8 protein-coding genes and 6 pseudogenes are annotated in these 13492 nt (G+C 57.9%); 2 read left to right on the top strand and 12 right to left on the bottom strand.

Annotated features, from left to right (window positions below):
* Positions 1-181: 181 nt before the first annotated feature.
* The 12 genes and pseudogenes from tldD to ACTBDU_RS08635 form a co-directional block, all read right to left on the bottom strand.
* Positions 182-1613: pseudogene (tldD, locus tag ACTBDU_RS08690) on the bottom strand (metalloprotease TldD).
* A 108-nt stretch (positions 1614-1721) separates the two neighbouring features.
* Positions 1722-5541, bottom strand: a pseudogene (gene yhdP, locus ACTBDU_RS08685) (AsmA2 domain-containing protein YhdP).
* 52 nt (positions 5542-5593) lie between these two features.
* Positions 5594-7095 (bottom strand): annotated as a pseudogene (gene rng / locus ACTBDU_RS08680) (ribonuclease G).
* Between the two features lie 13 nt (positions 7096-7108).
* Positions 7109-7681: pseudogene (locus tag ACTBDU_RS08675) on the bottom strand (Maf family protein).
* Positions 7682-7699: 18 nt separating this feature from the next.
* Entirely contained in the window at positions 7700-8188 is a 489-nt protein-coding gene (gene mreD / locus ACTBDU_RS08670) for a rod shape-determining protein MreD (RefSeq protein ID WP_438806194.1), read from the bottom strand.
* On the bottom strand, positions 8185-9237 hold the full coding sequence (mreC, locus tag ACTBDU_RS08665) for a rod shape-determining protein MreC (RefSeq protein ID WP_438806193.1): 1053 nt from the start codon (positions 9235-9237) through the stop codon (positions 8185-8187). Before mreC ends, mreD begins: the two co-directional genes overlap by 4 nt.
* A gap of 95 nt (positions 9238-9332) precedes the next feature.
* The gene (mreB, locus tag ACTBDU_RS08660; RefSeq protein WP_011410020.1) at positions 9333-10376 is read right to left on the bottom strand and encodes a rod shape-determining protein MreB; all 1044 of its coding nucleotides are present in this window, start codon (positions 10374-10376) and stop codon (positions 9333-9335) included.
* A 359-nt stretch (positions 10377-10735) separates the two neighbouring features.
* Positions 10736-11311, bottom strand: a complete 576-nt coding sequence (locus tag ACTBDU_RS08655; protein ID WP_438806192.1) for an EAL domain-containing protein — start codon at positions 11309-11311, stop codon at positions 10736-10738.
* Positions 11298-11462: a hypothetical protein gene (locus tag ACTBDU_RS08650; RefSeq protein WP_438806191.1), complete on the bottom strand. Its 165-nt coding sequence runs from the start codon at positions 11460-11462 to the stop codon at positions 11298-11300. Before ACTBDU_RS08650 ends, ACTBDU_RS08655 begins: the two co-directional genes overlap by 14 nt.
* Positions 11463-11800: 338 nt before the next feature.
* Entirely contained in the window at positions 11801-11983 is a 183-nt protein-coding gene (locus tag ACTBDU_RS08645; protein ID WP_438806190.1) for a hypothetical protein, read from the bottom strand.
* A 22-nt stretch (positions 11984-12005) separates the two neighbouring features.
* Entirely contained in the window at positions 12006-12215 is a 210-nt protein-coding gene (locus ACTBDU_RS08640; RefSeq protein ID WP_438806189.1) for a hypothetical protein, read from the bottom strand.
* A 55-nt stretch (positions 12216-12270) separates the two neighbouring features.
* Positions 12271-12639 (bottom strand): hypothetical protein, encoded by a 369-nt coding sequence (locus ACTBDU_RS08635; protein WP_438806188.1) that lies wholly within the window; start codon positions 12637-12639, stop codon positions 12271-12273.
* A 144-nt stretch (positions 12640-12783) separates the two neighbouring features.
* On the opposite strand from ACTBDU_RS08635, the pseudogene ACTBDU_RS08630 reads away from it, so the two are divergent.
* Both ACTBDU_RS08630 and ACTBDU_RS08625 read left to right on the top strand, forming a co-directional pair.
* A pseudogene (locus ACTBDU_RS08630) lies at positions 12784-13186 on the top strand (molybdopterin-dependent oxidoreductase); the annotation flags it as partial.
* A gap of 79 nt (positions 13187-13265) precedes the next feature.
* Positions 13266-13492, top strand: a pseudogene (locus ACTBDU_RS08625) (transposase); the annotation flags it as partial.

Here is a 13492-nt window from a genome sequence, read left to right as displayed (position 1 = left end):
AGGGTAATACCCGGCAAGCCCGACCACGCCCGGTTTGAACGACGGCGCGCGCTGTCGTGCGCAACGCTCAAGGATCATACCGCGCTACCGCAGGACTCCAGCTGGCACCTGTTGCAACGACGCGCAAGCCGAGTGGCGTGCGCCGCTTGAGAGGCCCGCGGCGCTAGCATAGCGCAGCGGCTCAGGCGGTACCACCCACGGTGATTTTATCCAGCTTGAGCGTCGGGTGGCCCACACCCACCGGCAGGCTTTGGCCCTCTTTACCGCAAATGCCGACCCCCTTGTCCAGAGCCAGATCGTTACCCACCATCGTGCCGGACCCGATAAGCGTTGCCCCCTTCACCGGCGTGGTAACGCGTCCATTCTCAATCAAATAGGCTTCCGAGGTAGAGAAAACGAATTTGCCGGAGGCAATATCCACCTGCCCGCCGCCAAAGTTGGGTGCGTAAATGCCTCGCTCCACGCTGACGATAATCTTCTCCGGCGTCGATTGGCCTGCCAGCATGTAGGTATTGGTCATACGCGGCATCGGTAAATGCGCATAGGACTTGCGCCGGCCGTTGCCGGTAGGCGCAACCCCCATCAGCCGGGCATTGAGTTTGTCCTGCATATACCCTTTCAGCCGACCGTCTTCGATCAGGACATTATATTATCCCGGCACACCTTCATCATCGATCGCCAGCGAGCCGCGCAGGCCGGCGAGCGTGCCATCGTCAACCACCGTGCATAGTTCAGAAGCCACCCGCTTGCCCATCTAGTCACTGAACACCTGAACACCGAGCTGCCGCGGCAGTTAAAATCGCCTTCCAAGCCATGTCACACCGCTTCGTGCAGCAGCACACCCGGCCAACCGGCCCCAAGCACCAGTGGCATGGCGCCGACGGGGGCCGCGGCGGCGGAAAGGTTCACCAGCGCCATTCTCACCGCTTCCCGCGCCCAGCTGTCGGCTCGCACCTCGCCGTCAACGTCTTCGAGGAAAAAATCGTAGCCAACGCGGCGTCCGCCGCTGGCGCCGCGTTCGCGTTTACCGTCCCCTGCTCGACCTGTACGCTGATGGACAGACGCACCAGCAGACGCACATCCGCTGCCAGCGTACCGCCCGTCGCGGCGACCAAGATCTGCTCATAAACCCCCGACAGACTGGCCGTGACCTCCTGGACGCGCGCATCCGCAGCGCGCGCTGCCTTATTCATTCGATGCAGCAGCGCAATTTTCTCCTCGCGCGGCAGGCTGCTGAGCGGATCCAGTGGCGGGTACAGGGGACGGTAGGTCACCGCGCCCAAGGTTTGCACCCGGCCGCTGCCCGCTTCGCTGACGATACTGCGCGCGGCCATCGCGCTTTAATTCAATGCCGCGAGAGTGATTTGGTCGGCATAGGCGAAACCGGTTTTCTCGCTGCTTACCGCCCGCACGCCCACGCCCTAATCGATGTTATACAACCCTTCTTTAATAATGTCGTCTTCGATGACCCAGGTTTCGTGATAACTTGACTGGAAATAGAGATCGGCATAGTCCAGACGCCGTGCGTTCATCTGCTCTAGCAATGAGAAAAAACGCTCATGCTGCAGACGATTAGCAGAAAATAAATGCTCACTGACTAACGTCAGACTCATAGGTTCTCGTTCTCAAATAAATGAATTTAACCCACCACGGCTCGAATACAGGCTTGCGCCATCTTTATAGACTGCGGCAATTCCCTGCCGGCGCCAAATAACCGGCCTTTATTTCGACTTGGCCTCCGACGCCCGTGCCTGACGTAAAACTTCCTCTATTTTCGGCTCGTCCAGGCTGCCGCTAATGTGGTAGCTAATAAGCGATAGCTTACTCCATAAGGGCGCCAGCACCTTGCTGGCGGCAAAGACCGCGGCACCCAGCATTGGGTTAATCACTAATGCCGTCGCCACCCCAACCGTTGCCGCAATTTCAGGCGCGATCACGGCTTCCATATCAATGCGCTGGCGATTCAAATCAACATCGCCGGTCATGACGATATCCGCTTCCAGGCAGTCAATCAGCAGGTCGTTGGTATGTAAGGTATCGTCTTTTAACCAGGCGGTACCTTTGATCGAGTCAAAATAAAATCCCTTGCCAAAAGTGTCGCTAAAATCAAATTGCAATTTACGCAGCAGTGCATCAAAGCTGACCAACCGCAGGAGGCGCCCGGCGCTGCCGCTGCTGATGTTGTCAATTTTGCCTTTGCCCAATTGGGGCTGTGCAGCACCCCGTTCAGACTGGCGATATCGGGCTGCCAGGGCGCTTCGCGCCAGTGCAAATCATAATTGAGGTGAAAGGGCGCCTCGCGTAGCGGCAGATCCATGCCGATGTAATCGGCCGCGGCGCCGATATCTTTCCCCGCCAGCGTCCCTTTCAGCGAGGTCCGGTTCTCGCGGCGGTTGTGCAGCCAGCTGCCCTCGGCAGTCAGCCGCCCGTTGCTGGTGTCGATAACTCCCGCCGGTGAGCATCAGTGTGTCCTGCTGCGGTTGGATAGTGGCGCTGATTTGCCTTAGATTCTGCCCTTTAATCCAGCACTGGCGGCAGGTGAAAGACAGCGCGGGCCAGCCGGCGAAGGTATCGCTGTCGCTTAAAAGCTGTTCCGTAGGGGATGCACCAGCATCCCCGCCGCCGGTAGCAAATGTCGGGTTGTAATAGAGGTAGGCCAGATCGGCGCGCCAGGGCGCGTTCGCGGCCATGGTCAGCGTGCCGTTAATCTCTTTTCCCTTCGCAGCCACCTTACTGCCACCGGCCACATTACTGCGGGTCAGCGCCAGTTGATGCCAGATCTGGCCGCCCAGGGTCAGGGCCGGGGTACGCAGCGTCAGCGCATCGGGATAACAAAAACGCGCGGCCGATAGCGGATTCCGCGCCGGGGCCGGCGATTTGAGCAGCGCCAGCCATTTTTCACCGTCGAGCGCCGGCAGCGACAGCGTCAGGCTGCGGTCCGCCGGCAACGGTGGTATCTTGCCGCCGTCCGCCCAGGCGCCGCCTGCCAGCGTGACCTGACGCCCCAGCAGCCATTGGCTATTGAAACTGTTGCCGCCGCCGGCGTGGCCGTTTAACAGGAAGTAACGCAGGTCGCCAATGGCGTTTACCGCAAGCGTAAACGGCCGGCCTCCGGGTTTATCCAGAGGCGGAGGCAAGTGACTGCTTACATTTTTCAGATCGCTCTTCACTGCGACCTGATAGCGTGCGTTCCCTTTCAGCGGTAAAGCGACGGCGATATCGCTCTGCCAGACGGCGCGGCCGTTGACCGATGTCTTCAGCGCGTCCAGCAGCCCGGGCAGTTGGTTAAGCGCCCAGTTTCCATTCAGGCTGACGTTTACATCAAGGCTGGTGGGCTTCTCCCTGGTTGTGAAATTCACCGCGACCGGTTGGCCGAACCACTGCGCATCAAGCGGCGCACTGTCCAAATTCCCGTTGCTGTAATGGAAATTACCGTTTAGCCGCTGCAGGGTCGTGCCGAGCGGTTTGATAACCAGTGAATTATTCTGCAGCGCTACATTGCCGGCAGCGGTCACCGGCTGACCGTCAAGGGGAATATCCAAATGCAGATTGCCGTGCACTTCTCCGCCAACCTGCAATTCATCAAGCGTTTACCGAGCGACGCTTTGAGCGGTGTTTGCAGGAAATAGTCGCGGATAGCATCGCCAGTGCCGCTGAGGCCGGCGTCGATCAAGAGCTTTTCTTTGGAATAATCGGGAATACTGGCGGCGATATTGCTGCCCTTAGCCTCACCGAGCGCGGTTTGCGGCGCATGCATAAACAGGCCGTCGTTGACGAAATTCAGGTCGATATCCAGCTGCGTCAGCGCCGGCCAACAGGGTTCAAACTCATATTCCGCCTGCTTGAGCGGCACCCACACCTCAAACTGCCCGTCATTATGTTTGAACGGAAACCGGCTGGGGTTGCCGGCAAACAGCAAGGTGGCATTATCGACCTGACCGCCTTTAAGCGCGCCGGTCAGATAGTCCACCAGACGGGTCCCCATCAGCGGCTCCGGAAAATAACGCCAGGCATCGGTGGCGTTGTCCAGGCGCAGACCGGCAAGGATATCCAGCCAGGGCTCGCCTCTTACCGGCTTATGGAAATAAAAATCGCCGTTGGCCCACAGCGACCGCGCCTGTACATCGATATTACGGCCCGACAGCACCAGCCCTTCCTGCGGGTTATGACGCCAGTCAAAGGTCGCACGGACGCGGGACAGCGCCAGCGGCGCGCGGAACATGCTCGGATAGGGAAGCGTGCTGTTGTTCAGCGCGAGCTGCAACCGGCCGGTGGCCAGCGAGCCTTCTGCCGAGCCAGAAACATGCTCCGCCCCCGGCAGCAGCTCCCAGGTCTGCCAACTCAGACTGCGCCAGCGCGCCTGAAAACGCGTGGCGCTGGGGTCGTTAAGCGGAATGTCCAGCGCCAGCGGGGATAGTTCGCCGCGCGCGGCTGCAGATCATGCCAACGGGCGCGTAGCGTCGGCGTCACCGCCGAAATAAGCGGTAGCAGCGGGCTGAATCGTTCTAAATCAAGCCTGCTGGCGCGCAGGCGGATCTCGCCTTCCCGATCGGGGAAAAAAAGATGCCGTTTCGCCGGCTGCCAGAATAAGGACAGCGCCGCGGGCGCCCAGGATTGGCCGTCGGTGGCAATATTCAGCGTCGGAACGTCCATCTGCCAGACGTCCTGGCGCTTGCTGAGATGGAGCGCCAGCCGATCGACACCGAGCCGGTGCGTCTGGTCGCCGTCCTGCCAGAGCGCCGCGACACGGCTGAGCAGCGCATCCGCACCGGCGATCTCCCCCTTTTCGAGAATTAGCCAGGCCGCCAGACTGAAATCGGCGCTTTGCAGGCCGGTATTGCTCTGCAGCAGTTGGCTGAACCACGGCTTGAGATCGATATCACGGGCCTGCAGATACACCTTGCCGTTATCGAGCAGCCCTTGCTGATCGTGCAGATCCATGCGCACGTCGATAGCCCCCTGCTGCACCTCGGTACTCGATAGGCTGATCTTGCCCCTTGCACGATGACGGTTGAAGGTATTAAGCCAAGTGAGCTGCGGTACGGAAAGCCGGCTCCGCTCTCCCGAGGGGGTCAAAAAGGTGATCTGGCTGCCGCGCAGGATAAAATGATCGAACTGACGCAGGAAAAGATTGGAAAGGCGATCGGAACTGATGGGGCTACCGCGGTGATCCCGTCCCATCAACGTGGTATTAAGATCCAATTGCAGGCGGTAAAAGGTGACATCGCGGAACTGCCAGCGCCAGTGCAACAAAGATTGCCACACGTCCAGCGCCAGCGTGGCGCGCTGCACATGCAGTTGCTCGTCGGCGCTAGCGGCATCAATGCCGCCAATGTCCAGCGTGGGTCCAAAGGATTGCCAGCTACCCTTTAACTGTCGCAGCTGAATATCGGCATCGAAAGCGCGATTCAATACGGAAACAATTTGCGGACGGAAGCGATCCAGGTGCGGCAACGCCAGACGCAGCGCGCTAACCGTCAACGCCACCAGGACGATCAGGGTAACACCAATTGCCATCAGTATCCCCGGTAGTCGCTTCACGCCTGTCTCCTTGCTTGCTGTTGCACAGCCGTCGCGTCCGACGTGACGGCTTTTACTGGTTACGGATCTGTATGAGGGCAACGGCTTGCATCATTACCACATTAAACTGCTCCTGGCTGTAGAGCGGCTCAATTTGCACCTTCACCTGCTTGCCGACGAGAATTTCCACCTCCGCCAACGCGTGGGATTCATCGCTTTTGAGCGCCTCACCCACCGCAGCCGAGGCATAGACCAGAAAACGATCGGAGTCATAGGCATGGTGGACGCGCACAATTTCGCGCATGATTTCATAGCACACTGTTTCGATGGTTTTCGCCGTTCCGCGGCCGTGACAGGTAGGACACTTGCTACACAGCACATGTTCAATACTTTCACGTGTGCGTTTACGTGTCATCTCCACCAGTCCCAATTGCGAGAAACCGTTGATACCGGTTTTCACCCAATCTTTACTCAGCGCCTGCTCAAGGGAATGCAGCACCCGCCGGCGATGCTCCTCATTGCTCATATCGATAAAATCAATAATGATGATCCCGCCGAGATTACGCAGCCGCAGCTGGCGCGCAATGGCCTGCGTCGCTTCGATATTGGTATTGGATCGTTTCATCGAGATTGCGGTGGCCGACGAAGGCGCCCGTATTGATATCGATAGTGGTCATCGCCTCGGTTTGATCGATGATCAGATAGCCGCCAAATTTCAACTCCACCTTACGTTCCAGTGAGCACTGGATTTCATTTTCCACATCGTAGAGATCGAAAATCGGTTGTTTGCCGCTGTAATATTCCAGCTTGGCGGTCATCTCGGGAATACATTCGGCGGTAAACTCTAGCAGTAATTCGTGCGTCAGGCGTGAATCGACGCAGATCCGGTCCAGCGCCGCCCCGACGAAGTCCCGCAGAATAACGCTGGGCGAGGGCCAACTCCCCGTGCAGTCTATAGCGGGTCTGATTGCGGCGCTTGCGCTTCATGACCTTGGTCCAGAGCCGTTTAAGGAAGGCGCCATCCTGAGACAGTTCTTCACTGCTGATACCTTCGGCCGCGGTACGGATGATAAAACCGCCCTGCTCATCGCAATACTGCGCCACGATTTGTTTCAATCGCTCCCGCTCCGCCTCGCTATCAATACGCTGCGATACACCCACATGGGCGGCGCCGGGCATAAAGACCAGATAACGCGACGGCAGCGTGATATCGGTGGTCAGCCGCGCCCCTTTCGTTCCGAGGGGAACTTTCACCACCTGAACCATAATATCCTGCCCCTGGCGCACCAGTTCGGCGATATCCCGAACCTGAAAATTCTTTTGTTCTTCGCCAGCCACGCATTCGGTATGGGGCATAATATCCGAAGCGTGCAGAAAGGCGGCTTTATCCAGGCCGATATCGACAAACGCCGCCTGCATACCCGGCAACACGCGGCTGACCCGCCCTTTATAAATATTACCGACAATACCACGTCGCGCTTCCCGCTCGATATGGATTTCCTGTAGGATACCGCCATCTATATAAACAACCCGAGTTTCGGAGGGCGTGATGTTGACCAGTAATTCAGCTGTCATAGATTCCTCTTGCTCATATCTGAGCGTTAAATTCACCGAGCAGTTCCCAGATTTCCACCAGCGGCAAGCCCACCACGGCATGATAACTGCCGCGTATCGATTGCACGAACGCGCCGCCTTTACCCTGAATGCCATAGTTGCCGGCCTTGTCCATCGGTTCGCCGCCAGCAATATAGCGGTCGATCTCAACCGACGTAAGCTCGCGAAACGTCACGTCAGTCACCATCACACGGCTCATTACCCGCTTGATATCAGCCACCGCCACCGCGGTTATCACCTGATGGTGCTGGCCGGAAAGCGGCGCCAGCATTTGCTGGGCATGTCCACAATCTTGCGGCTTCTCCAGCATCTGTTGCTTGAGCACCACTATGGATGGTGTCGACGCCTAACATTGGCCGGGGTTCCGGCGCGCAGGCCACGCCGGCGCACGCTTTCTCGCATGCCAGGCGCTACACGTAGTCTAGCGCGCTTTCCCCGGACCGGCGCCGCTCTTCCACCAGGCGGCAATCACCACAAAAAAGACATCCAGCAGCGCCAGTAATTCCCTGTGCCGGGGCGAGGCAGACGCCAGATATATCGCAGTCATTGCGGTTTCCTTCTATCGCTACCGCACGGCAAATTGCCGGCGTATTTTGCGCATCAGCAGAAACAGCCAGGGCCACAATACGCCATCTACCACGCTGCTCCAGAATATTTCCGGGCGGAATGAAATATTAATCACTAAAAATTCCGCCCAGAACACGATCACCTGGGTTGTTAATGACAGCAGTATCACAATCAGCGCCTGTTGCCAAAGGGCCATGTTGCGAAATAACTGAAATTTAAATACTACCAGATAGGCGAGAATACTGAGCGCCAGGGCGCGCACGCCCAGCGTTGAGCCGAGGATCAGATCCATTATCAGCCCGAGGATAAACCCGGTGCCTACATTAACCCGATGCGGCAACGCCATCACCCAGTAAATGAGCAGCAGGTTGAGCCAGGAGGGGCGAAAAAGATACAGCTGCGGCGGCCAGGGCATAATTTGCAGAACAATCGCGATAAGGAATGAGAGCCAAATGATCCAGCCGCTGTGGCGGTGATACCGGTTCATTGCCGCCCTCCCGCGCCGCTGAATAACGGCCGCCGCGGCGGCGGATTCTCGGCTGCGCCGGCGGCATCCTGACGACCGCCGCTGCCCGCGCCTTCGGTCGCTGTGCCGCCCGCGGCGGACTGGGCAACGCCGCTGGCCGGCGGCGGCGGCACCTGCGACATCATCTGCATCAGGCGCTCATTGGCCACCCTGTGGACCTCATCGGGCGGCAGCGGCACTTCGCAGTGCGGGTCGGTGCCCCATAGCAATAGCAGATAGCGCAAACGCTGCAAACTCGCGGCGGGTCGAGCCTGAATAACGGTGTAGGCGCGTTGGGTATCAACTTTTACCGAGGACACCACCGCTACCGGATACCCTTCCAGGAAGCGGCCGCCCAAACCGGAGGTCACCAGCACATCGCCGACGTGGATATCGATATTGCCCGGCAAATGCTCCAGCTGTAGATCCCCGGTGCAACCGTTGCCGGCAACGATCACGCGGATATCGTTGCGAAGTACCTGAATCGGCAGCGCATGGGAAGCGTCGCAAATCAGCAGCACGCGGCTGGTCAGCTTGCTGGTGGCAATCACCTGACCTACCACGCCTTTGTCGTTGATAACCGGCTGGCCGACATAAACGCCATTATCCACCCCCTTGTCGATCACCACCTGGTCGCTATAGGGATCGGTACTGGTAGAGATCACCTGGGTGACCATTTTCTGTTCATCCTGGCGCAGCGGCGAGCCCAGCAGCTCGCGCAGCCGGGCGTTTTCCTGCTTATACTGGCCCAGCAGCAGCTGCTCGCTGTTCTTTAACAGCAACTCCTGGCGCAGCGCCCGGTTTTCCAGCGCCAGCTGGGCGCGGGTCGCCAGCGTCTGCGACACATCATCCAGCATCTGACGCGGGCCATTCGCCAGGAAGTAGAAGGGACTGGCGGCCGTATCCATATAAGTACGGATTTTCACGAATGTCCCTAGCCGGCTGTCGGCGGTCATGGCGGCAATCGCCACCATGACCGCCAGAAAAAGCCGCAGTTGCAGAGAAGGGCCTCTGCTGAAAATCGGCTTCATAAACTATGCGTTTTCCTCAATAAAAAAGGGGGGCGCCGTTTAGAACTGCCCATTACCGCATTCACCCGGACGGTTCCCCCCCTTTTCGAGGCAGATTATTCTTCGCTGAACAAATCACCGCCGTGCATATCGATCATCTCCAGTGCCTTGCCCCCACCGCGGGCGACGCAGGTGAGCGGATCTTCCGCCACCACAACCGGGATGCCGGTTTCTTCCATCAGCAGGCGATCGAGGTTACGCAGCAAAGCACCGCCGCCGGTAAGCACCATACCGCGCTCGGAGATATCGGAGGCCAGCTCTGGCGGGCACTGTTCCAGCGCCACCATCACCGCACTCACGATACCGGTTAACGGCTCCTGCAGCGCTTCCAGAATCTCGTTCGAGTTCAGGGTGAAACCGCGCGGCACGCCCTCGGCCAGATTGCGGCCACGCACTTCAATCTCGCGCACCTCGTCATCCGGATAGGCGGAACCGATACCGTGTTTAATCCGCTCCGCCGTGGCTTCGCCTATCAGCGAGCCGTAATTGCGGCGCACATAGTTAATAATAGCTTCATCGAAGCGATCGCCGCCAATGCGCACGGAAGAAGAGTACACCACGCCATTAAGCGAAATAACCGCGACCTCGGTGGTACCGCCGCCGATATCCACCACCATCGATCCCGTCGCTTCAGAGACCGGCAGGCCGGCGCCGATGGCGGCAGCCATGGGTTCTTCAATCAAAAACACTTCTCGCGCGCCTGCGCCCTGCGCGGATTCGCGAATCGCTCGGCGCTCTACCTGGGTCGCCCCCACCGGAACGCAGACCAGCACGCGCGGGCTGGGCCGCATGAAGCTGTTGCTGTGGACCTGTTTGATAAAGTGCTGCAGCATTTTCTCGGTGACGAAGAAATCGGCGATAACGCCATCCTTCATCGGCCGGATGGCCGCGATGTTGCCGGGCGTACGTCCCAGCATCTGCTTAGCTTCATGGCCGACGGCCGCAACGCTTTTCGGTGAGCCGGCGCGGTCCTGACGAATGGCAACGACGGAAGGTTCGTTCAGGACAATGCCCTGTCCTTTTACATAAATGAGGGTATTGGCGGTACCCAGGTCGATGGACAAGTCATTGGAAAACATGCCCCGAAATTTTTTAAACATAACTGAAGGATAATCCTGCAAGCTGGGGCGAAAAATGAAATCCGCCTACTTTACCAACCACGAGAAGCAGCGACAAGGCGTAAAAACGCGCGACTTCTATGAAAAATACGTCCCCGTTAACATTCTTACTTACCGAAGAAATTTCTTTTGCGGATTTTAGCCAGGCGAAGTGCGAGATTATCACTTTTTCTGACGTTCAATATGACGAATATAGGGGTCAGAATCAAGTAAATTCCCCTATTCATGCATTGTGATCGCCTACTAACGTGTGAAGCTGTTGAGGCGTATTGTACGTTACTTTTGCACGGACTTTTATACTCATCTCGGATCAAATCGTGAATATTTTTTTAGCAACTCTCCTAACGCCGCGATCGGTGCGAAAAAATCTCTCTCGCCCCCGCCACGGCATTATCCAGCAAGGTTTGCCACTCGCGCGCGCTGCGCACGCCGGTCGCAAAAACCTGCGTCCGGGTGCCCAGGCAAGCTTCCGGCAAACTTTGCACGAACAGCTGATTCTCCTGACGCCGGTCGATATCGCGCACCAGACCGGGATGCAGTTTGATAACCGAAATTGGTACCAGACTGATATAACCGATACTGACCAGGGTCACCCCCACCCGGTTGACCGTTAGCGGGCAACCGAGTGCGGCCAGCAGGCGCAGCGCCGGACGTAACGGCTCCAAGTGTTGACAGAGATCCGCCTCAACAAGTTCAAACATAATTTGGCTACGCATCAATTTACCGCACTGCATAAGGGCATCGCGCAACCAGCGGCGGAAATCGCGCTGCAAGAGTGAGTTCACACTTACCGCGATTGATAACACCACCCCGGGCAATTGGGACAACAGCGCGATGAAACGTAGCAGTTGCTGGCGTTCATAACCCTGCACCAGGCCAAGTTGACGCATCACCGGCAGTAATTCAGCGGCGGTCAAGGTTATCGCCGCCATCATGGATACGATTGATAACCACGTAATGATCGAGCGCGCCGTCACGGCCGAAAGCGGGACGGATGAGCAGTTGCGGGCCGCCGCCGGCCAGCGTGTTTTCTAGCAGGGTGCGCCATTTGACATTACCCCGCCCCACGCCTGCTGCGGCACGCGGTTATCGTAGACCGACCAGCCGTTGCCCCCCCTGTAGTCCCGCCTCGCGGGCGGCATGTTCGCTGCTCTCCATCACCTCCACCGCCGTCTGGCCGGGGCGGTAGGCGCTTACGCCGATATGCAGCAGATCGTCGCAACAGGTGGCGGGTATATCCGGCAGGGTGGCCAGCGCGCCCCCAGCAGTTGTTGGGTCAGCGATTTCGCCTCTTTTAACGAGCGATGCGGTAGCAGAATCGCCAGATCGTCGCGGAAAAATAGTGCACCAGCAACGCGTCCGGATGGCGTTTGAGCGATACCGACACTAAATTGATCAAGGCGTCGTCAATCGCCGCGACATGGGTCGGCCCCAGCCCGCTCGGCCAGCCGCATAATCAACAGCACCACGCCATGGGCGCCGACATCCTGATTATCCTCAAGCTGCAGCGCCAGTTGGCTCTCGAACAACTGCCGGTTGGTCAAACCGGTACGCGCGTCCTGGGCGGCGAAAGCGCGGATCAAGATCAAGATATCGACCCGACTACGCTGCTTACTCGCGCGCCTGCGCCAAATCGCGCAACAGGCGATCAATCGCACTGCTGGTCAGAGTGAGCATTTCATCCGGCTGTTCACCTACGTTGTCCCGCTCGCCGTAGATAATGCGTCTGGCGCGTGTTTCCAGCAACTCTTGCAACTGTATTTGCCGTCGCAGCCAGCGCAGGGCGAGGAACAAAAACACGATGATTAACCCCAGTGCCACGCTGACCGGCGCGGTTGCGCGCAGGGAATGTACATCGCTGGCCAGCGTGTCGGTGTTAGGAGATAACCAACCGGTAATCAGGATGGCGCGGCAAGGGCAATTCCCGCTGCCGCTGGGTGTCGGATAACGGGTCGCCGCGCCCGTTGCCTGGCGGGCAACGCCAAGCGGTAAACGGTCTCCCCTTGGCGTTGCAGCGCCAGTTTGGGTGATACCGGCTCTTGTCCATCGCCAGCGGCAGCCAGGGCGCTATGGAAGACAGCGGCTCGGTCAACATCAGGCGGCGATCAAAACTGTCGGCCATCGCCGTCAACTGCCTGTCCAGGCGTTGCTGGTGTAACCTGAAATAACTTAATGCGCTGCCCGCCAGCATCAGCAGCGTTACCAGGGCACAAAGCATGGCCGAGAGTCGGACGTTGAGTCGCATCCCTGAACTCCATAACAAAAGAAGGTTACCGGTATTCGTTCACGGGCTGCATTAAAAATAGCCGTTTCCGTCAGCGAATAAAAACGCAATTTATACGTCATACTTAAACAAACCGGCACTAAAATTTTTCCGCTGGAGTCCGTCATGAAACCTTTGCCCCCCTTACGCGAGGCCAACGTCACCGCTGAAGACGTGTTTTTCCAGCGCCGCAAAGTACTGAAAGCGCTAGGCATTACCGCTGCTACCGGCGGCGTGGCACCTGAAAACGCCGCTCACGCTGGTAGACAAGGTCACCGGTTACAATAACTTTTACGAATTCGGGCTGGATAAGGCGGGCCCCGCCGCTCACGTAGGTGGGTTAAAAACCGAGGGATGGCGGATCCGCATCGACGGCGAGGTGGCTAAACCGATGACGCTGGACATGGCCGATATTTTCAAGCGGTTCGCGCTGGAAGAACGTATTTACCGGCTGCGCTGCGTGGAGGCCTGGTCGATGGTGATCCCCTGGATCGGTTTTAAGCTCAACAAGCTACTGAAGCTGGCAGAGTGTAGTGACACACTGAATTTGGCCACCTGAACAGAGGTGATATGCTCACCTCAGAACAACACGGGTGTACCAATGACAAAGAAGAAATTTTAGTCCTGAATTCAAACGCGAATCCGCTCAACTGGTTGTCGACCAAAATTACACCGCCGCGCCAGCAGCAAAAGCCATGGACGTCGGCCTTTCTACGATGACGAAATGGGTAAAACAACTGCGTGATGAGCGACAGGGGAAAACACCAAAAGCCTCTCCTATAACCCCGGAACAAATCGAAATACGTGAGCTCAAGAAGAAGGTACAACGCATTGA

Source organism: Sodalis sp. (in: enterobacteria) (assembly GCF_051710625.1).
Lineage (GTDB): Bacteria > Pseudomonadota > Gammaproteobacteria > Enterobacterales > Enterobacteriaceae > JBPESN01.
This window is presented reverse-complemented; position numbering and strand designations above follow the sequence as displayed.